The sequence below is a fragment of the uncultured Clostridium sp. genome (assembly GCF_947039605.1).
Taxonomy (GTDB): domain Bacteria; phylum Bacillota; class Clostridia; order Clostridiales; family Clostridiaceae; genus Sarcina.
In genome coordinates, this window is the sequence record NZ_CAMQZG010000012.1 from 53,966 (window position 1) to 75,844 (window position 21,879).

19 protein-coding genes are annotated in these 21,879 nt (G+C 31.0%); 16 read left to right on the plus strand and 3 right to left on the minus strand.

What is annotated here, in order from left to right; all coding sequences use genetic code 11:
• Positions 1-121: 121 nt before the first annotated feature.
• Both proB and Q0V24_RS06230 read left to right on the plus strand, forming a co-directional pair.
• Positions 122-934, plus strand: a complete 813-nt coding sequence (gene proB / locus Q0V24_RS06225) for a glutamate 5-kinase (protein WP_297518967.1) — start codon at positions 122-124, stop codon at positions 932-934.
• Position 935: 1 nt separating this feature from the next.
• Positions 936-2,180: a glutamate-5-semialdehyde dehydrogenase gene (locus Q0V24_RS06230; RefSeq protein WP_297518965.1), complete on the plus strand. Its 1,245-nt coding sequence runs from the start codon at positions 936-938 to the stop codon at positions 2,178-2,180.
• A 49-nt stretch (positions 2,181-2,229) separates the two neighbouring features.
• Here the strand turns inward: Q0V24_RS06230 and Q0V24_RS06235 are convergent, their stop codons facing one another.
• The 3 genes from Q0V24_RS06235 to Q0V24_RS06245 form a co-directional block, all read right to left on the minus strand.
• Entirely contained in the window at positions 2,230-2,808 is a 579-nt protein-coding gene (locus Q0V24_RS06235; RefSeq protein WP_297518963.1) for a VanZ family protein, read from the minus strand.
• A gap of 85 nt (positions 2,809-2,893) precedes the next feature.
• Positions 2,894-3,328 (minus strand): DNA starvation/stationary phase protection protein, encoded by a 435-nt coding sequence (locus Q0V24_RS06240; protein ID WP_297518961.1) that lies wholly within the window; start codon positions 3,326-3,328, stop codon positions 2,894-2,896.
• A 78-nt stretch (positions 3,329-3,406) separates the two neighbouring features.
• On the minus strand, positions 3,407-4,567 hold the full coding sequence (locus Q0V24_RS06245) for an iron-containing alcohol dehydrogenase (RefSeq protein ID WP_297518959.1): 1,161 nt from the start codon (positions 4,565-4,567) through the stop codon (positions 3,407-3,409).
• 549 nt (positions 4,568-5,116) lie between these two features.
• Here Q0V24_RS06245 and ahpC point away from each other — a divergent pair.
• The 14 genes from ahpC (at position 5,117) to Q0V24_RS06315 (ending at position 21,877) form a co-directional block, all read left to right on the plus strand.
• Positions 5,117-5,680 carry an alkyl hydroperoxide reductase subunit C gene (gene ahpC / locus Q0V24_RS06250; RefSeq protein WP_297518957.1) on the plus strand — a complete coding sequence of 188 codons (564 nt, stop codon included), beginning with the start codon at positions 5,117-5,119 and terminating at the stop codon, positions 5,678-5,680.
• Positions 5,681-5,829: 149 nt separating this feature from the next.
• Positions 5,830-7,491: an FAD-dependent oxidoreductase gene (locus tag Q0V24_RS06255; protein ID WP_297518954.1), complete on the plus strand. Its 1,662-nt coding sequence runs from the start codon at positions 5,830-5,832 to the stop codon at positions 7,489-7,491.
• Positions 7,492-7,697: 206 nt separating this feature from the next.
• The gene (locus Q0V24_RS06260; RefSeq protein WP_297518952.1) at positions 7,698-8,507 is read left to right on the plus strand and encodes a Cof-type HAD-IIB family hydrolase; all 810 of its coding nucleotides are present in this window, start codon (positions 7,698-7,700) and stop codon (positions 8,505-8,507) included.
• A 14-nt stretch (positions 8,508-8,521) separates the two neighbouring features.
• The gene (locus Q0V24_RS06265) at positions 8,522-9,256 is read left to right on the plus strand and encodes an ATP-binding cassette domain-containing protein (protein ID WP_297518950.1); all 735 of its coding nucleotides are present in this window, start codon (positions 8,522-8,524) and stop codon (positions 9,254-9,256) included.
• Positions 9,249-10,439, plus strand: a complete 1,191-nt coding sequence (locus Q0V24_RS06270; RefSeq protein ID WP_297518948.1) for an ABC transporter permease — start codon at positions 9,249-9,251, stop codon at positions 10,437-10,439. Before Q0V24_RS06265 ends, Q0V24_RS06270 begins: the two co-directional genes overlap by 8 nt.
• 206 nt (positions 10,440-10,645) lie before the next feature.
• Entirely contained in the window at positions 10,646-11,335 is a 690-nt protein-coding gene (locus tag Q0V24_RS06275; RefSeq protein ID WP_297518946.1) for a DUF3784 domain-containing protein, read from the plus strand.
• A gap of 252 nt (positions 11,336-11,587) precedes the next feature.
• Complete coding sequence (locus Q0V24_RS06280) at positions 11,588-14,353, plus strand: sigma 54-interacting transcriptional regulator (protein WP_297518944.1); 2,766 nt, start codon at positions 11,588-11,590, stop codon at positions 14,351-14,353.
• A 249-nt stretch (positions 14,354-14,602) separates the two neighbouring features.
• The gene (locus tag Q0V24_RS06285) at positions 14,603-14,908 is read left to right on the plus strand and encodes a PTS sugar transporter subunit IIB (protein WP_297518943.1); all 306 of its coding nucleotides are present in this window, start codon (positions 14,603-14,605) and stop codon (positions 14,906-14,908) included.
• Between the two features lie 68 nt (positions 14,909-14,976).
• Positions 14,977-15,282: a PTS lactose/cellobiose transporter subunit IIA gene (locus Q0V24_RS06290; RefSeq protein WP_297518941.1), complete on the plus strand. Its 306-nt coding sequence runs from the start codon at positions 14,977-14,979 to the stop codon at positions 15,280-15,282.
• Between the two features lie 87 nt (positions 15,283-15,369).
• Positions 15,370-16,260: an N-acetylglucosamine kinase gene (locus tag Q0V24_RS06295; protein ID WP_297518940.1), complete on the plus strand. Its 891-nt coding sequence runs from the start codon at positions 15,370-15,372 to the stop codon at positions 16,258-16,260.
• 48 nt (positions 16,261-16,308) lie between these two features.
• Positions 16,309-17,400 (plus strand): MupG family TIM beta-alpha barrel fold protein, encoded by a 1,092-nt coding sequence (locus tag Q0V24_RS06300; RefSeq protein ID WP_297518938.1) that lies wholly within the window; start codon positions 16,309-16,311, stop codon positions 17,398-17,400.
• A gap of 375 nt (positions 17,401-17,775) precedes the next feature.
• On the plus strand, positions 17,776-19,113 hold the full coding sequence (locus tag Q0V24_RS06305) for a 6-phospho-beta-glucosidase (RefSeq protein WP_297518936.1): 1,338 nt from the start codon (positions 17,776-17,778) through the stop codon (positions 19,111-19,113).
• Positions 19,114-19,214: 101 nt separating this feature from the next.
• Positions 19,215-20,501 (plus strand): PTS sugar transporter subunit IIC, encoded by a 1,287-nt coding sequence (locus Q0V24_RS06310; RefSeq protein ID WP_297518934.1) that lies wholly within the window; start codon positions 19,215-19,217, stop codon positions 20,499-20,501.
• A gap of 164 nt (positions 20,502-20,665) precedes the next feature.
• Entirely contained in the window at positions 20,666-21,877 is a 1,212-nt protein-coding gene (locus Q0V24_RS06315) for an MFS transporter (RefSeq protein WP_297518932.1), read from the plus strand.
• Positions 21,878-21,879 lie beyond the last annotated feature (2 nt).

Below are 21,879 nucleotides of genomic sequence, written 5' to 3' on the forward strand. Positions count from 1 at the left end.
AAAAGGTAACTAATGATTATGAAATTTATACTTTCTAAAGTATGATTATATAGATAGAAGAAATACATATAGGGTATAATAAATATTAATAAAATACAGATAAGAAGGGGCGAATAGAGTAATGGCAGTAAGCATAAAAGATGCAAAAAGAATAGTTGTAAAGGTTGGGACATCAAGCCTTACACATAAGAATGGAAATATAAATCTTGGGAGCATAGAAAAATTTGCAAGAGTTTTATCTGACCTTCAGAATATGGGGAAAGAAATGATACTTGTTTCTTCAGGGGCAGTTGGAGTTGGAATTAGTAGAATGGGTCTTAAAGAAAAGCCTACTACTACTAAAGGAAAGCAAGCAGCAGCTGCTGTTGGTCAATGTCACCTTATGAATATATATAGTAAGTTTTTTGCAGAGTATGGGCATTTAGTTGCACAAGTTCTTTTAACTAGAGATGTTATAGAAGATGAAAGAATGAGAGATAATGTTTGTAATACATTTGATACATTGCTTGAACAAGGAATAATTCCGATAGTAAATGAGAATGATACGGTTTCTATAGATGAGATAGAGAATATATGTAATTTTGGAGATAATGATAATTTATCAGCGATAGTTTCACTTTTAACTAGTGCTGATTTACTTGTTATATTATCTGATATAGATGGTTTTTATAATGGGGACCCAAGAAAAGATAAGAATGCAAAGCTTATAAATGAGATAGAGGAAATAACTGATGAGGTTAGAGGCTGTGCAGGAGATGCTGGTTCATCACTTGGAACTGGTGGAATGAGAACTAAAATTTCAGCAGCTGAAAAAGTAGTTAATAAAGGTATTAGTATGGTGCTTGCAAATGGTGAGAATCCTGCAATACTTAGAGATATTTTAATTGAAGATAGAAAAGTAGGAACATTATTTATTGGTAGAAAGGAGAATTAATATGAGTGAATTAATAGTTAAAGGTAAACTTGCAAAAGAAGCAGCTTATGAACTTGGAATAACAGCAACAGCTAAAAAGAATGAGGCACTTTTAAATATAGCAGATAAGCTTTGTGAGAGATGTGATGAAATTCTTGTAGAGAATGAAAAAGATGTTAAGGTTGCAAGGGAAAAAGGAACTAAAGAATCTTTAGTTGATAGACTTGAACTTTCTAAAGAGAGAGTCGAGGCAATGGCAGAGGGTGTTAGACATATAGTAAAACTTGATGATCCAATCGGGGAAGTTACTTCTATGAAAAAGATGATGAATGAGCTTAAAATTGGAGTTCAAAGAGTTCCACTTGGAGTTGTAGGAATAATATATGAATCAAGACCAAATGTAACTGCTGATGCAGCGGCACTTTGCTTGAAAACTGGTAATGCAGTACTTTTAAGAGGTGGAAAAGAAGCTATAAATTCAAACTTGAAAATAGTTGAGATTATAAAAGATGCAGTTAAAGAAGTTGGACTTTTAGAGGGAACAGTTCAAATTTTAGAAGATACTTCAAGAGAAACAGCGAGTGAGTTTATGAAACTTAATGATTATCTTGATGTCTTAATTCCAAGAGGTGGTGCTGGGCTTATAAAAGCAGTAGTTCAAAATGCTACAGTGCCAGTTATTGAAACTGGTACTGGAAATTGTCATATATATGTTGATGCAGAGTGTGATATGCAGATGGCAAAGAATATAATTATAAATGCTAAAACTTCAAGACCAGGAGTTTGTAATGCAGCAGAATCAATGCTTGTGCATAAAGATGTAGCAGAAAAATTCCTTCCAATAGCTTTAAAAGAGTTAATGGATAAAGGTGTTGAAATTAGAGGGTGTGCAAGAACTAAAGCAATAGTAGAGAATATAGTTGATGCAACAGAAGTAGATTTTAATACAGAATTTTTAGATTTTATACTTTCAGTAAAAGTTGTTGATAGTTTAGACGATGCTATAGCACATATAAATAAATTTGGAACAGGACATTCAGAAGCAATAGTCACAACTAACTATTTTAACTCAGAAAAGTTCCTTCAAAGAGTTGATGCAGCAGCAGTTTATGTTAATGCTTCAACAAGGTTTACAGATGGTAGCGAGTTTGGTTTTGGTGCAGAGATAGGAATAAGTACACAAAAGCTTCATGCAAGAGGTCCTATGGGGCTTAAAGAGCTTACAACAAGTAAGTATATTATTTATGGAAATGGACAAATTAGATAATTAAAATAAAAAAATCTACCTAACCTTAGAAGAGGATAGGTAGATTTTTTTATGTAAAAGCTTTTCTTGGGCATATTATTTTGAATAATATAATTCCTACAATAAAACCAAAGCTATTTAATACAATATCTCCAATATCAAATATACCAAGAGAGAATATATACTGAGCTATTTCGCATAGAGTAATTATAATGATTCCTGAAATAATTCCTATGCTATATTTTGCTCTTTTAAATATATAAGCAAGTGGTAAGAATAATATTGCATTCATAAGTGCAATAAGAATATTAGTGCTATTAGCAGTCCATTGATAGTAGTCTGTAACTAAATTAAATTCATAGCCCTGTACACCTTTTTGTCTTACAAATAGAACAAAAACAAGTGTTATTAAATAAAGTACACCTATAGCAAAAATACTAATTTTATTAATTTTTCTATTTAATATAGAAAATAAAATTATAAAGGTTAAGATGGCTTGGACAATATTAAATCCTAGATACACCCAAATTAAATAATCTTGATTAAAGTACATAAGGTCAATTAATTTTATAGTCATAAATCTATATATCACAAAAGATAGGACTATTGATATAAGCGCTGTTATAAGTATAGTAACTGGCTTCTTCATTTGTTTACCTCCGAAGTTTAAAATAACTTCTACATTATACAATAAAAAACAGTCGTATAAAAATTATACGACTGCTTAAAATTATTTATCCAAGGTATGCATTAAGCATCCAAATATCTTTTTCAAATCCAGCAACATAGCCACTCATTAAGTCTACAATAGCTTGTTTTTTATCTTTATCAGCAAGAGTAGCTATTTTTTTAGCATCATCTTTCATTAGTGTAAAATCTGCTAAAACAGTTTCCATTGCTTTTCTTGCACTAACTTTTGTATCTGCAAGTTCTTTGATAGTAGTTATAGCAAGCTGAGCTTTTAATGAAGCTACTGGCTTAAAACCTGATGATAGAAGAAGTTCTGCAACAGCATCCATTTCTGTAGCCATAGCTGTATAGAGTTCTTCTAATTTTAGGTGGATTGTAAAAAATCCTTCCCCTGATACATACCAATGTAAATTATGTAGTTTTGTATGAAGTACACTTTGGTTTGCAAGGTATACGTTCAATTCTTTTTCTAAATGCAATGTTAATTCCTCCCTAGATATATTATTTGAAGAACCAATATACTTAGCAAAAGTCAAAACTATATAAGATGTGCTATATTAGAAAGCGTTTTTAAGAATTTCTCTACTTACTTCAAGTGTTAAGTCACCTGTTTCTGATAAAGCTACCATTCCATGAGTTTCTAAAGCTTTTACTATATCTTCGATTTGTTCTTCTTTAATATTATAATCAGAAAGGTGTGTTTTTACTCCAAGACTTTCAAAGAAAGCTCTTGTTTTAGCAATTGCCATGTCAGCTTTTTCTGAATCTGTTCCTTCTGTGATATTCCAAACTCTCTCTGCGAATTGAACAAGTTTAGGTTGTTTTTTATCTTTTCTTATTGTCCAAATTGCTGGTTGAAGTATTGCAAGAGTTACAGCGTGGTCAAGTCCAAACATAGCTGTAAGTTCATGTCCTATCATATGACATGACCAATCTTGAGGTACTCCTGAACCTATAAGACCATTAAGTCCCATAGTTGCACACCAAACAAGGTTTGCTCTCATATCATAATTTTCTTTGTCAGCAAGAGTTTTTGGTCCAACTTCTATAAGAGTTTGAAGGATTCCCTCTGATGTTCTATCTTGGAATCTTCCCTCAGCTGGGTAAGTTACATACTGCTCACATACATGTATAAATGTATCTATGATTCCATTAGCAACTTGCTTATCTGGAAGTGTCATTGTAAGAGTTGGATCTACAAATGAGAATTTAGGGAATACTAAATGATTTCCAAATGAAAGTTTAGCATCTCCTATACAAACAACTCCACCGGCATTCATTTCTGAACCAGTTGCAGGAAGTGTACAAACAGTTCCAAGTGCTATTGCATTTGTGAATGGTAATTGTCTTTTATTTGGGCTTGTTAATATATCTTCAGAATTTCCATCGTAGCAAGTAGCAAGTGATATAAACTTAGTTCCGTCCATAACAGAACCACCACCAACTGCAAGTAAGAAATCTATTTTTTCATTTTTAACTATTTCTATAGCTTTCATTAATGTAGTAAATTGTGGATTTGGCTCAATTCCACCAAATTCAAAAACTTTTCTACCTTTAAGTGAAGCTATAACTTTATCTAAAGTACCGAATCTTTTAACAGAACCACCACCGTAAGTTATAAGAACTCTGGCATTCTTTGGAACTACGTTATCAAGCTCTGCTAATCTATCCTTACCAAATATTATCTTTGTTGGGTTATAAAAATCAAAATTATTCATATGAATAATCCTCCTTTGTTTTTAAATAGTTTTGTTAAATTTAATTTCATAAAATTATAAATTAATTCTATACTTTATTAATGTGAATTTTATGGAGAATTATTCATTTTTCTAAAGATAATAGTATATTTAGAAGTAAATAAGATTTTAACTTAATTTGAGAGAATTCTCCCACTTCAAGCTTTAGCTAAGTGGTGAGTAGTTCACACTAAACTAAATTATAAAAATAAATATTATGAAAAATCAAGAATTTTACAAGATAGCTTAGGTTAACTGAGATAAAATAATCTCTAATGTATAACACTGTTAATAGAAGTTTATATTTATAATAAAAGGAAATATATATGAACAAAGAATTTTACATCTAATTGAAAGATATTTTCAATTAAGTATTGACATCAAACTAAATAAGAACTATTATTAGTACATAAAGATTATTTGATTAATTAATCAACGGAATTTAAAACTAAAAATAAATAAGAATAAATATAAAAATTAGATATAAAATAGATATAAAAAAATAGAGAGAAAAATTAGGAGGAATTAATTATGTCATTAATAAATAAAAAAGTTTCAGATTTTAAAGTACAAGCTTACCAAACAGGTGAATTCAAAGAAGTTTCATTAGAAAATTTAAAAGGACACTGGTCAGCAGTAGTATTCTACCCAGCAGATTTCTCATTTGTATGTCCAACTGAGTTAGAAGACTTAGAAGACCACTATGCAGAGTTTAAAAAAGTAGGATGTGAAATATATTCAGTATCATGTGATACACATTTCGTACACAAAGCATGGGCTGATACATCAGAAAAAATTGCTAAAGTAACATACCCAATGTTAGCTGACCCAAGAGGAGTTCTTGCTAGAGATTTTGAGGTTATGATAGAAGAAGAAGGTCTTGCTTTAAGAGGAACATTCATAATTAATCCAGATGGAGAAATTAAAGCTTACGAAGTTAACGATTTAGGAATAGGAAGAGATGCTAAGGACTTATTAAGAAAAGTTCAATCAGCTCAATTCGTTGCAGAACATGGAGATCAAGTATGTCCAGCTAAATGGCAACCAGGTGAAGATACATTAATTCCAAGTCTTGATTTAGTAGGAAAACTTTAAGAAATATAAAATTAATAAGGGGGCTGTCAATGGCAGCTCCCTTTTAATTAAAATGTTATTGAGAAATATTATCAAACCTTTCAAGTAAAGAGCTTGAAATGCTTGATAATATTTTGAATTAAATAGTAAATTAGTAGGAGGTAAGAATTATGGAAAAGATATATGATTTAGTAATTATAGGTGGTGGCCCAGCAGCATTATCAGCAGGAGTTTATGCTGGTAGAGCAAAAATGAGTACCCTTATTATAGAGAAAGAAAGATTTGGTGGACAGGTTACTACAACAGCTGAAATAGTTAACTATCCAGGAATTAGAGAAACTACAGGACCAGTTCTAATGGAAGATATGAGACTTCATGCAGAAGATTTTGGTACAGAGTTTAAAATTGCAGAGGTTCTTGAGGTTGAACTTGAGGGTGATGTAAAAACTTTAAAAACTTCATTAGGTGATATAAAAGCTAGAGCGATTTTAATTGCTACAGGAGCATCACCAAGAAAACTTGGTTTTAAAGGTGAGAAAGAATTTACTGGTAGAGGTGTAGCATATTGTGCAACTTGTGATGGTCAATTCTTTGAAGGACTTGAAGTATTTGTTGTAGGAGCTGGTTTTGCAGCAGCAGAGGAAGCAATGTTCTTAACTAAGTATGCAAGAAAAGTTACTATAATAGCTAGAGAACCTGAATTTACTTGTGCTAAATCAATAGCTGATAAAGTTCTTAGTCATCCAAAAGTTGAAGTTAGATTCAATATGGAAGTTCTTGAAATTAATGGAGCTCAAATGCTTAACTATGCTAAGTTTAAAAATAATGTTACAGGTGAAATTTCTGAACATTTTGCAGATGAGAAAGACGGAAGTTTTGGAATGTTTATATTTGTAGGATATGCACCTGCGACTGAATTATTTAAAGGTAAAATAGAGCTTGATAGAGGCTATGTTGTTACAGATAATGATATGAAAACTAATGTTGCGGGAGTTTATGCAGCTGGAGATTTAAGAATCAAAAATCTAAGACAAATAATAACAGCAGTAGCTGATGGTGCTATTGCAGCAACAGATGCAGAAAAATATATTATGGATTTAAAACATAGACTTGGAATCAAAGAAGAAGAGAAAGAGTTTGTGAAAAGAGAAGTTAAAAAAGAAGAATCTAAAGCATCAGTAGATTCAGGTAATGGAAGAAGTGCTCTTTTAAATGATGCTCTAAGAGGTCAAATAAAAGGTGTTCTTGATAGAATGGAAAGTAGCGTTACTCTTGTTTCAATAGTTGATGAGAGTGATGCAAAATCAGTAGAGCTTAGGGATTTAGTCCTTGATATAGCAGGTCTTGGAGATAAACTTAATGCACAGATTTATAAAAAAGGTGAGAATAAAGAAGTAGAAGAAAAAGTACATGCTAATAAGTTCCCTATAGTGGCACTTTTAAATTCAGAGGGGAATTATAGTGGGGTTAAATTCCATGGAGTTCCTGGTGGACATGAGCTTAATTCATTCCTTCTTGCTATATATAATCTAGCAGGTCCTGGTCAAGCAATTGATGCAGGGGTTCTTAGTGAAATTAAAGCACTTGATAAAAAGATTAATGTTAAAGTAGCAGTTTCACTAGCTTGTCATATATGTCCAGAGGTTGTTGTTGGAGCTCAAAGAATAGCTGTAGAAAATAAAAATATTGAAGTAGAGATGATTGATATTTCTTTATTTAAAGATATTAAAGATGAATTTAATATTATGAGTGTACCAGCTATTATAGTTGATAATGATAAAATTTACTTTGGAGCTAAAAAGATAGAAGAAATAGTTTCAATGCTTAAATAAAATAGAATATAGATTAATTTAAAGGGAGCTATCATTAATTTGATGGCCCTTTTTTGTATAGAAAAGTATATTTAACTTTTTTCATGGTATATGTGGAAAAGTATAGCTTTTTTATTGTGAGAAAATCTGATATTATTTAGACATATTTTCCAATTATAATGATGGGGGTTAGAGAGTTATATAATATTACTTTAGGAGGTTTATTTATGTATAAATTAGTTGCAATAGATATGGATGGAACACTTTTAAATAGTGAGAAACAATTATCTGAGAGAAATGGACAAGCTATTAAAGAAGCAGTTGAAAAGGGTGCAATGGTAGTTATTTCAACTGGTAGAGGGTTTTCAGGTATAGAAAAATATTTGAAAGAGTTAGGTTTAGAGAGAGAAGGACAGTATGCACTAACAATGAATGGTGGTGCAGCTTATGATTGTTATACAAAAAAAGCAATAACTAATATAGGGATAAAAGGTTCTGATCTTCATAAAATATTTAAGGTAAATGAAGAATTAGGTTTAAAGATACAAGCATATACTTTAGATAAATGTGTTGCGTTAGAGGAGAATGAATACACAGAGTTTGAAAGAGTTCATGTTGGAACAAAAATAGAGATTGTAGATTTTTGTAAAGACATAAAATCAGATGATGATATAATGAAAGTATTACTTATGGAAGAACCAGAGATTTTAGATGAGAAAATAAAACTTATACCTAAGGAAATTATAGAAGAATATAATTGTGTTAAAAGTCTGCCTATGTGCTTTGAAATACTGAATAAAAGCTGTAACAAAGGGATAGGATTAAAAGAGTTAATAGAAAAATTAGGTATTACACCAGATGAAGTCATAGCAATTGGTGATGAGTGTAATGATTATGAGATGATAGAGTTTGCAGGTCTTGGGGTTGCTATGGGAAATGCCAATCTAAAGATAAAAGAGATTGCAAACTATATTACTGATACTAATGATAATGATGGTGTTGCAAAAGTAATAGAAAAGTTTATTTTAAATAATTAAAAAGGAGAAAGTTAATGGGGTTGGAAGTTAAAGGACTTACTAAAAAGTTCAAAGATTTTATAGCTGTAGATGATGTTAGTTTTAATGTGGATGAGGGTGAAGTTCTTGGGCTTTTAGGTGAGAATGGAGCTGGTAAAACAACTACACTTAGGATGATAGCAACTATGCTAAAGACATCAGCAGGTACAGCAATTATTGATGGAAATGATGTAAATAAAGACCCAGTTGCGGTTAGAAAAAGTATTGGGATTCTTTTTGGTGGAGAAGTTGGAATATATGATAGACTTACAGCGCGAGAAAATATTACGTATTTTGGACAGCTTAGTGGTCTTACAAAAGAAGAAATTAATAAAAATATAGATAAGCTTATAAAAGATTTTAAGATGGAAGAGTATATTGATAAAAGGGCTGGAAAGTTTTCTAGGGGTATGAAGCAAAAAGTTTCTATTGCTAGAAGTATAATTCACAATCCTAAAGTTATGCTTTTTGATGAGCCAAGTACAGGTCTTGATGTATCAGCAACAAGGTCAGTTCATAAGTTTATTTTAAATTGTAAAAAAGATAATAAGGCTGTTATACTTTCAAGTCATAGTATGTATGAGGTAGAAAAACTTTGTGATAGAGTAGCTATTATAAGCAAGGGTAAAATTGTTGCAATAGGTACTATTCAGGAGTTAAAAGATAAATACAATGAGCAAAACTTAGAAGAATTATTTATTATGTTAATAGGGGGTGATTCTGATGAGTAATATGACATGGATTGTTTTTAAAAAGGAAATAACAGATCTTTTTAGAGATAGAAAAGCATTTTTAAGTGCTGTAATATTACCAATATTTTTACTTCCTGTAATGATGCTTATATTAGGTAGTTCTGCTGCTAGTAATACTAATGTTGTTAAGCAAGGTATTAGAATAGCAATTGTTGGAGAACAAAATTCATCACTTGAAAATGTTTTAAAACAAGATTCTAATATTCAAATTATAAAGACTGATAACCCAGAACAGTCTCTACAGAATGAACAAATTTACTTATATCTAAATGTTCCACAAAATTTTGATGCTAACATCAAAAATAAAGATGGAAGTGCTAAGGTAAATATTTATTTTGATAATACAAGTCAGAAATCACAGATTGCTCTTGCTCAAATCGAAGGTATCATTAATGAGTATAATGAGGCTGAGGTTGGTGGAAGATTAAAATCTTTAGGTGTTAGTGAGAGTTTACTAACTCCTGTTAGTGTTAATGCTATTGGTGTTGGAATTAAGAGTGAAAAAGAAGCTCATGCACTTCAACTTGTAGCAATGCTGCTTCCTATGTTTGTTCTTGTTTATGCAGCTCAAGGTGGAGCAGCAGCAGCTACAGACCTTGCAGCTGGAGAAAAAGAAAGAGGTTCTCTTGAGCCACTTTTAAGTACAAGTGCAAGTAGGGCATCTATTCTTATGGGAAAACTTATGGCGATTACAGTTATGGGAATACTTTCAACCTTGTCCGGATTTATAGGACTTATAGTGTCGATGATTGTTCCAAATAGTTTGCTTATGACTGAGGGAGGAATAGTATTACAACCAGAGGCAATTGTTATAATTGCAATTCTTGCGATACTTATAACACTTAGTTTTAGTGCACTGCAACTTGCAATAAGTGTTTATGCAAAATCATTTAAGGAAGCTCAAACTTATCTTGGATTCTTAACATTTGCACCTATGATAATTTCATATGGAACAATGTATATGGATGCTAGTGGTATGGGAGCATTTCTTTATAATATTCCAATTTTAAATGCTGTTCTTGTTATGAAGGAAGCTATATTTGGAATTTATGACCCTATGCATTTGATACTTACATTTGTTTGGTCAGTAATTTATATAATTTTAGCATTAGTACTTGCGAGGTATATGTTTAACAGAGAAGAAGCTTTATTTAGAAGTTAAAATTATAGAGAAAGATATTATAAAACCTGTGGAAAACTTTTTGAAAAGTTATCCACAGGTTTTATTTTTGAAAAATTATATAATATTAGGATGAAAAAGAGTGGAAATTTAGAATTAAGAAAAATTTAAGAAATAAATAATACTATATTAAGAGAGTTATAATACAATATTACTAACTTAATTTTTAAAGTGGGGTAAAGATAAATATGATTTTAATTTCAATTATATTTTTAGTTATAGGTTTAATGATACATGTATTTAAAATGTATTTTTTAATTTCGGGGTATAGTATGATGACAGATTCTCAAAGGGATAATGAGAATGTAAAACGATTAGGCAAGCATATGGGAATATGCTGTTATGCAATTTCAGGGATATTTGCGATTACTTTAATTTTAAGAGAAATACATCCTAATATTGAGATTATAGCATTTGCACTTATGTTTATAATAATAGCTTATATGCTTATGGTTGGACATAGATTTGATATAAGTGGAGATTCATATCAAAGTGAGAGTAAAGCGGCTATTTTAACAATGCTTCTACCAATATCACTTATAATGTTTGTATGCTTTTATTCATTTGGAAGTGTTGAAATTGAGGTAGATAGTGATGGAATAGAAGTTGAGAATATAAAGATAGCATTTGATGAGATAGAAGAGTATAAAATGTTATATGAATTACCAGATAATAAAAAAATATTTGGTGCTAGAATAGGATATTTTAATAGAGGTGATTTTGAGGTTGAGGGCTATGGTGAGTGTAAGTTATATACAAGTGATAGTGACCATAGTATAGTCATTAAAACTGATGAGGAAACCTATATAGTTAATGATAGTGGAAATACAAAAGTTATTTATCAGCAGATTGTTTATGAAATGAATAAATTAGAATAAATTTGGGAGTTTGTTGTGAAACAAACTCTTTTTTTATGATAATTATTTAAGAGTATGAAAAAAATATATATTAATGTAGAAAAAAGAAAAATATATTGTGAAAAAAGAAATAATATACAATATTTTGTTATCTAGCTAGTATGTAAGTATTGTATAATAGAGTAAATAGGTAAGATATTTGCTATTTAATTAAAGAAATAGTTTTTAGATAATATGGTGAAAAAAATTAAGGTTTAAAATGGAGGCTTTACTGTGGCAAAAAAGATAGATGATGTATTAAATGCTGTTAGAGAGCTTGAAAATATAAATAGACAAGCAGTTACAGCTAATGAAGTTAGTGAATTTATGAAACTAGATAGAGCAAATGTGAGTAGATATTTAAATAAGCTTTATAAAGATAAAGAATTAGAAAAGTTAGATGGTAGACCTGTTAGATATAGTTTAGGTGATAGGTTAAATGAGGTTGAAGAACAAAGTGGACAAAAAAATTATGTTGAGTCTTTTGCACCGGCATTAGAGGTTGAAGAAGAAAATAGTTTAGATTCTTTAGTTGGAGCTAATAGTTCGTTACAGGTAGCTATCCAACAAGCAAAGGCAGCTATTTTGTATCCGCCAAATGGACTTCATACAATTATTTTAGGCGAAACTGGTGTTGGAAAATCTATGTTTGCAGAGGCGATGTATGGGTTTGCAAAAGATGCAAATGTTTTAAAGGATAAAGCACCATTCATAAGATTTAACTGTGCAGATTATGCAGATAATCCACAGCTTGTTATGGCACAAATATTTGGAGTTAAAAGAGGCGCATTTACAGGAGCTGATAAGGATAAGGATGGTCTTTTAAAGAAAGCTGATGGGGGAATATTATTCCTTGATGAGATTCATAGATTGTCGCCACAGGGACAAGAAATGTTATTTACTTTTATAGATAAGGGAGTATTTAGACCTCTTGGGGAAACTGAGACTCAGATAAGTGTTAAACTTCAAATAATTGCAGCAACAACAGAGGATCCAAAATCATACCTGTTGCAGACTTTTACAAGAAGAATACCAATGACAATTATTCTTCCACCTCTTAGAGAGAGAAGTTTAAGTGAGAGGTATGATTTGCTTGATGCTTTTATTAAAGATGAGTCAGCAAGACTTGGAGAGCCTGTATATTTCAATAGAAATGCTCTTTCATCATTTGTTTTATATGATTGTAATAATAATATAGGTCAGTTAAAGAGTGATATACAACTTTCGTGTGCTAAGGCATTTTTAAATTACAAAAGTGGAAAGAAGAATATTATAGTTGTAGAACAATCTGATTTACAAAGTTCTGTAAAAAGAGGAATAATGAAGCTTCAGGATAAAAGAAGTGAGATAGATAAGATGTTTAATACAATAGGGGATGTTGTTTGTTTCTCTAATAATGAAGTGAATAATTTTTTAGATACAGATTTAGTTGTTCATAACAATGATGAGGAACATGTTGAGCATTTTTATTTAACGATAGAAAATAAGCTTAAAAAATTAAAAAAACAAGGACTTACTAATAACGAGATTGATGATATTTTAAACCTTGATATAGAAGGTTATTTTAGAAAATATATTAGTGAGTTAAAAGGTACGTTTAGAAAAGATGAGATTTCAAAGATTGTTGATAAGAGAGTTGTTGATGTTGTTGAAGAGGCTTTAGGTTATGCAGCAAAAGAACTTGGAAGAGAGTTTGGGGAAAAAGTTTATTTTGGATTAGCACTTCATTTACAAGGAAGTATTGAGAGAATTATAAATGGAAATGAAATTTATCACCCAAAACTTAATAAGGTAAGAAAAGAATACAGAAAAGAGTTTATGGTAGCTATGGAAATAGCAAAACTTATAGAGGATAAATTTGAAATAGCGATTTCTCTTGATGAAATAGGATATATAACTATGTTTCTTGCAACGGATGCTGATAAGTTTGAGAAGAAAAATGAAGAGAAAGTTGCAGTACTTGTTATAATGCATGGAAGAGCAACAGCTACAAGTATGGTAGAAGTAGCAAATACTTTTATTGGTGATGAGTATGTTCAAGCTTTAGACATGCCACTTGATATGAAGGCTGAGATAATGTTTGAAAAAGTTAAGCATAAAGTTAAAGAGATGAATACAGGCAGGGGGGTAATTATTCTTGCTGATATGGGGTCACTTGTTAACTTTGGGGATATTATAAAAGAAGAAACAGGGGTTAATATAAAAACTGTTGATATGGTTAGTACACTTGCAGTTATAGAGGCGGGAAGAAAAGCTTTGAATGGTAGAGATTTAACTTCTATATATGAGTCATGTTCTGATATAAGTAAATTTGGTCTTAGATATGTAGTTGAAAAAGAACAAAGAAAAAATCTTTGTATTGTGACAACATGCTTTACTGGTGAGGGTTCAGCAGCAAGACTTAAAAAGTTTATAGAAGAAAAGCTTGTTAATATAGAGAGAGTTAATGTTATTCCAATGAATATATTAGAAAGAGAAAAGTTCATAGAAAGCCTTTCAGAGGTTAGAGCAGAAAATAAAGTTCTTGCTATAGTTGGAACTGTAGATATGGATGTAGAGAATATTCCTTTTGTTTCAGGTGCTGAGATATTTACAGGTGAAGGTCTTATAAAGCTTAATAAAATGGTTAAAAGAGAAATAGACTATGATCAAATAGCCGAATCGTTGAAAACTCAAATTAAAGACATAGATTCATATGAGCTAGTACATAATATAAGGCTGGCTATTGGAGATATGGAGAATAACTTAGAACTTGTGATTGATGATGATGCAAAAATGGGAATGCTTATGCATATGGGATTCCTTGTTGATAAGATTAAAAAAGGAAGAAAAGAAACTTTATTTGTTAATCTTAATGAGTATAGAGCAAAGAATAGTAAAGCATTTATAATGGTTAAACAAAGTTTGAAGTTAGTAGAAAGAGAATATAAAGTAAGTATTGGGGAAAATGAAATCGCATTTATAGTAAAAATGATACTAAATAATAGTATTTTTAAATAAAAAATATTTAAAATTTAATAGTGTGTTTAAAAAAAACAGTGTGTAAAATTTGCACACTGTTTTTTTGCATTTTTACTGAAATAATAAATGGCTTAAATACTAGGTTTGAGGGATAAAAAACTTTTATTTGTGTAAAATAAAAGTTGGCACGCAAATTGCTCTATATATAAGCATAGTTAAAAAGAAATAAACAAAACAAAAAATAAAAAAACGGAAGAAGTAGTTAATACTTCGTAGGAGGATTTACTTATGAAAAATATATTATTAGTATGTTCAGCAGGAATGTCAACAAGCTTATTAGTTACTAAAATGGAAGCAGCAGCAAAAACTAGAGGAATAGATTGTCACATAGAAGCAGTTGCAGAAGCAGATGCTATAAACAAAGTAGACAATATCGACGTATTATTATTAGGACCTCAAGTTAGATTCTTATTAAAGAAATTCCAAGGTTTAACAGAAGGTAAAAATGTACCAGTAGAAGTAATTGAAACAATCGCTTACGGAACAATGAATGGTGATAAAGTATTAACAAGAGCTTTAGAGTTAATCGGTTAATATTTAATATAAATTAGAAATTAGTTTAAGTTATATCAAGTTATATTTATAAGAAGGACGTGAATTTAATGGAAGAAATAATCATGAATCTTATCATACACAGTGGGGAAGCTAGAAGTTACGGAATGGAAGCTATGGGATTAGCTAAAGAAGGTAAAATTGCAGAAGCTAGAGAATTAATAACTAAAGCATCAGAGCAATTAGCTGAAGCGCACAAATCACAAACTGCTTTAATCCAAGGCGAAGCTGGTGGAAATAAAACAGAAGTTTCATTATTACTAGTACATGCTCAAGATCACTTAATGACATCAATGACATTAAAAGATTTAGCATCAGAAATAATAGACTTACATGAAAAAATAGATAACAAGTAATTTGTTTATATGAAAGCTCTAATATTAGTATTAGGGCTTTCTTTATATAATAAAGTACAATAGATAAGGATCAAGGTGGGGAAGATAATGAATTATATTATAGGTGTTGATGGTGGAGGTACTAAGACAGAGGCAGTTGCTTATGACTTAGAAGGAAATGTTTTAAAGGTATCTTTAAAAGGTTTTGCAAATCTACTTAATAATAAAGAAGAAGCTTTAAAAAATATACATGACTCAATTAAAGATCTTACAGATGAGTATGGAATGGAAAGTTTAAAAGGTTTATATCTTGGGATTGCAGGTTCAGAAACAGCTGAAAATACAAAACTTATAAAAGATATGGCAGATAAATTTTTAGATACAGCTATAGTTATGAATGATGGAGAATTAGCACTAAAAGCTATGCTTGAAGGTGAAGATGGTATTTTAACTATTGCAGGAACAGGGTCAATATCATTTGGAGTAAAAGGCGATAATAGAATCAGATGTGGTGGATGGGGACACCTTTTAGGTGATGAAGGTTCAGCATATAAAATTTCTATTGAAGCAATAAAAAGAATGATTTTTGAAAATGATAATAATTTAGAAAAATCAGCTCTTACAGAAAAATCAATGGAACATCTTAAAATAAGTAGCGCAGATGAGGTAATTCCATTTGTATATTCAGCTACTAAGGATGAAGTTGCAAAACTTGCACCAGTAGTTTCAATACTTGCAGAGGCAGGCGATGAAATTTCTATAGCTATAATGAATGCAGAAGGTTTAGCACTTGCTAAAACTACTGAGAATACATACAAGAAACTTGGATTTGATAAATGTTCAATAGGTCTTGTAGGTGGAGTTATAAGAAAAAGCAAAATTGTAAGAGAAGTTTTTGAAAAATACTTAGGTGAAAATATTAATGTAGTATCATATGTTGATTCAGAAGTTTCAGCAGCAAAAGGTGCTTATTATATATACTTAAAAGAAAATAAATAAAAATTACTTTTAAGAGGTAAAAATAAATAAGAGTAGGAGTGGCTTAATATGAGAAGACTTGGAATATCAGTATATCCTAACAAAGATAACATTCAAGAGGTTGTAGACTATGTACATTTAGCGGGAAAGTATGGATTTGAAAGAATCTTTACATGCTTAATATCAGCTACAGAAAGACCTTTAGATGAAGTAATAGCAGAGTTTAAAATAGTTTTAAAAGCAGCAAACGAAGAAAAAATGGAAGTTATTGCTGACCTTGATCCTGCTGTTTTCAAAATGCTTGGTGGTTCAATAACTGACTTAAAAGCATTTAAAGAGATGGGACTTTCAGGTATCAGACTTGATGCTGGTTTTAGTGGACATGAAGAATCAATAATGTCATACAATAAGTATGGATTAAAAATAGAGCTTAATGTAAGTAACGGAAACAAATATGTAGAGAATATTCTTTCATATGCAGCAAATAAAGAAAATATATATGGATGTCATAACTTCTATCCTCATGTTTACACAGGATTATCTTATGAGCATTTCATAAAAACAAGTAAGCAATATAAAGATTTAGGAATTAAAACAGCTGCTTTTGTAGATTCAAAAGATGCAACTCATGGACCATGGCCTGTATCAGAAGGGCTTTGTACTCTTGAAGAGCACAGAACTATGCCAATAACTGTTCAGACTAAGCATTTATTTGCAACAGGTTTAATTGATGATGTTATAATAGCTAATGCTTTTGCATCAGAAACTGAATTAAAAGCTTTAAGTAAGCTTAATAAATCAATGATTACTTTAACAGCTGAAGTTTTTGAAGAAACATCAGAGCTTGAAGAAAAAATTATATTTGAAGAGCACCACTTTAATAGAGGGGATGTTTCAGAGTATATGATAAGAAGTACTCAAAGTAGAGTTAAGTACAAAGGTGAAAAATTCCCACCTAAAAATACTAGAGAGATAAAAAGAGGAGATATATTAATCGACTCAGATTTATATGCTAGATATGCAGGGGAACTTCAAGTTGCTTTAAAAGATATGAAAAATTCAGGTAAAACAAGTGTAGTTGGAAGAATAGCAGAAGATGAGATATTCTTATTAGACTATATTACACCTTGGATGAGTTTTGGTTTTTCAAAGAAAAAATAGATTTACACCATAAATTTTAATCAGATATAAAAGCCCGTACGAGTTTTGAACTTGTATGGGCTTTTTTGAAGTTATAAAGAATTATAAAGTTAATAAAATATGAATATTATTGATAAAAGTTAACTAAATGATTAAGTTAGTTAACAGAATGTAATTTAAAGTGGCATTACACTAACAGAGTGTAAAAATAGAAGTATTTTACATTGCAAGTGTGTAAGAATTTGTCGAATTCAAAAATGGCTTAAATAAAGGGTTTAAAGAACATTGGTCTATACAAATAAGTAGAACTTAAAGTTGGCACAGTTATTGCTACTATATATAAGTGTAAGAACAAAAGAGAGAGTACGTTATAAGAGAAAAGAAGGTGGGAGTAAAATGATAAAGAAGTTAAAGATAGTTACAATTGGTGGGGGATCAAGTTACACACCAGAACTTGTAGAAGGATTTATAAAAAGATATGACAGATTACCAGTTTCAGAATTATGGCTGGTTGATATAGAGGCAGGAAGAGAAAAATTAGAAATTGTAGGAAACCTTGCAAAGAGAATGGTAGAAAAAGCAGGAGTTCCTATGGAAATTCATATTACTTATGATAGAAGAGAAGCATTAAAAGGTGCAGATTTTGTTACAACGCAAATGAGAGTAGGTCTTTTAGATGCAAGAGTAAAGGATGAAAGAATTCCTTTAAGCCATGGAGTTATAGGACAAGAAACTAACGGAGCAGGTGGAATGTTTAAGGCATTCAGAACAATTCCAGTTATTCTTGAAATAGAAAAAGATATTGCAGAGCTTTGTCCTAATGCTTGGCTTATAAACTTTACTAACCCAGCAGGGATGGTTACAGAGGCACTTAATAGATATGGTGCAAGACAAAATGGAAAATATATTGGATTATGTAATGTTCCAATAGGAATGGAAAAAGCAGCAGCAGGAGTTTTAAATGTTAAACATGAAGATTTAAATATGACTTTTGCAGGTTTAAATCATATGGTATTTGGAACTAAGGTAGAAGTTAATGGAGTTGATAGAACTAATGATTTAATTGAAGCATTAGCAAATGGTGAGATTGGTCAAATAGTTAGAAATATATCAGATTTCTCATGGAATCCAGAATTTATAAGAGGACTTGGAATGATGCCTTGTCCATATCATAAATACTATTACCAAAGAGAAAAAATGTTGCAAGAAGAGCTTAAAGAGTTTGCTAAGGGGCAAACAAGAGCTGAGGTTGTTAAAAGTGTAGAGGGAGAGTTATTTGACCTTTATAAGAATCCAGATTTAAAAGATAAACCTACACAACTTGAAAAAAGAGGCGGAGCTTATTATAGTGATGCTGCTTGTAGACTTATAACATCAATATATAATGATACACAAGATATTCAACCAGTAGATTTTAGAAATGGTGATTCAATATCAGATATAGACCCAGAGTCTGTAGTAGAAGTTTCATGTGTAATCACAAAGGATGGTCCAAAGCCACTTAAAATAGGTGAGTTACCACTTGCTTCAAAAGGGTTAATTCAAGAAATTAAGACTTTTGAAAGATTAGTAGTAGAAGCAGCTGTTGAAGGAAATATTGAAAAAGCAGTGCTAGCACTTACAATAAATCCTCTTGTAGCATCAGATTCTCTTGCTAAAACTTTAGTAGAAGAGTTATTAGAAGCTCACAAAGAATATTTACCACAGTTTAAAGAATACTTTGAGAAAAAATAAGACAAGTTACGTTACAAATTTAAATTAGAGTACGAGTAAAATTAAAATACATGTAGAAGAAAGAAATGACTTTAAGAATAACAAACAAGGGGGAAATACAGATGAAAAAGTTTTTTGATTTCATGGACAGATACTTTGTGCCGTATGCGGCTAAGGTGGGTTCACAAAGACACTTAGTGGCAATTAGAGATGGTTTCGTTACAATCAGTCCACTTATCATGGCAGGTGCATTTGCAACTTTATTAAATAATATAGGGTTTGAATGGTACCAAAACATGATGAATACAATATTCCCAGCTAACTGGAAAGATTTTGGTGGCGGAATATATGCAGGTTCACTTGCTATAATGTCAGTGCTTGCAGCATGTACAATAGCTTATCACCTTGCAAAAGGTTATGGCAAAGATGGTTTAGCAGCAGCTATGCTATCACTTGGATGTAATATGTTATTATTTACACCGAATGCAGATGGAAGTATTCCAGCAACATTCCTTGGTGGATCAGGATTATTCGTAGCAATTATAGTAGCATTAGTAGGTACAGAAATTTTTGTTAAACTTGCAGGAAACCCAAAATTAATCGTTAAGATGCCAGAAGGGGTTCCTCCAGCAGTAGCAAAATCATTCGCAGCATTAATACCAACAATTATTGTTATATCAATCGTAGCATTGGTTAAATATTTATTCGCATACGCAGGGATATCAAATATCCACGAAGCTTTATTTACAATAATACAATCACCACTTCAGAATATGGTAGGTAGTGTTTGGGGTCTTGTAATATTAATCATAGTTCAACAATTATTATGGTTCTTTGGATTACATGGTTCAAACATATTAGCTCCAATCATAAGTGCAGTATTATTACCACTTACAGAAGCAAATATGGCAGCAGCTCAAGTAGGTGGAGTACCAGAGCATATTATAAATAGCCAATTCCTTGATTCATTTGTAAATATGGGTGGTTCAGGAACTACAATCGCTTTAATAGTAGCTATATATATTGGTGGAAGAAAGAGTAAAACTCAAATGATGATTGCAAAACTTGGTACAGCACCAGGATTATTCAATATCAATGAGCCTGTTATATTTGGTATGCCACTTGTGCTTAACCCAATATACTTTATACCATTTATGTTAGCACCTCTTGCTTCAGGCTTAATCGCTTATGTAGCAACTTTAGTAGGAATAGTACCTCCGGTAACAATATTAGCATCATGGACAACACCTCCAATTCTTGGAGCTATACTTTCAACTAACTCAATCATGGGTGGAGTTGTAGCAGTAGTTTGTATCATAGTATCAGTGTTAATATACTTACCATTCGTTGGTATAGCAACAAAAACAGAGTTAGATTTAGAAAAAGCTAATAATGAAACAGTAGCTTAATTGATATAGCAAAACCTCGCAGAGAAAATCTGTGGGGTTTTCTTTTTAGAAAAAATCTATATTAGTTTTTTTTATAATTTTCATTTATAATAATCTATGGATTAAATAAAATATATCAAATTTACACATTATATGATGAAAATATAATAAACTAAGGAGAAAAGATGAAGAGTAATAAATTTACTAGAGCAGAACTAACTTTTGTATCATTACTTAGTCTTGCACTTGGGGTAAGACAATTAGCAACAGCACTTATATCGGCATACATCTCGAATTATGCACAGACGTTACAGTTTGGAACAGTTGAACTTGCAGCTATATCACTAGGTATATTTGGGCTTTTACAAGCAATATTCCAAATTCCATTTGGGGTTTTAAGTGATAAGCTAAATAAGAAGTTCATTATACTACTTGGATTATTTATGCTTGGGGCAGGACTTGTACTAACAGTAGTTAGTGATAATATTTATGTATTTATCTTTGCAAGAGGACTTCAAGGAGCGGGAGCAATAGCTGCATCAGCATTTGCATGGCTTTCTATGGGAGTTAAAGAGTCAAAGGTATCTAATGCTATAAATATTGCAGGGATAGGAATTGGACTAGCATCTGCTATTGGATTATCAGGTGGAACTATACTTGGTACATTCATGTCATTTGAGCAGTTAACATATTTAGACGCAGCTTGCGTTATAATTTCATTTGTACTTATATTAATTTTCTTAAAGACACCAAAAGTGGACGAGTCTAAGGAAGTTAAAAAAGGAAAGATGGACTCAGAATTTTGGGCTTATCTTGGAAAATTATTAAAGGTACAAGTATTTACACTTTTAAACATACAGTCATTCATAGCTAACTATGTGATAATGTCTATATTCTTTGTAGTACCAGAGTATCTTGAAAAGATACCAAATGGAATATCACATATGTGGGAGATATTTGTTCCTGCAACAATAATAGCGGTAATACTTATGAGATTCTCTATGAACTTTATAAGTAGAGGAAAGACAGGGGAGATATTTGTTATTTCACTTGCGTTAATGTGTGGAGGGATGGCATTCTTCTTATTAAATACCCACATAGTTTACTTAATAATAGGAACAACATTATTTATGATAGGGTATAACATTATAGTTACTTTAATTCCTACAATAACAAACAAAGTTATTGATAAGGATGAATATAGAGGGACTGTAAATGGAATAATAAATACATTCTTATACTTTGGGTCATTTGTTGGTTCAGTAGTTACAGGGGCTGTTTGGAGTCAGTTTGGAGCGGGAGTTGCCCTTTATTCAATAATAGGAGTAGCACTTATATCACTACTTATGGGGGTATATTTACTATTCACAAGTAAGGAATTAAAAGCAATAAAATAGAT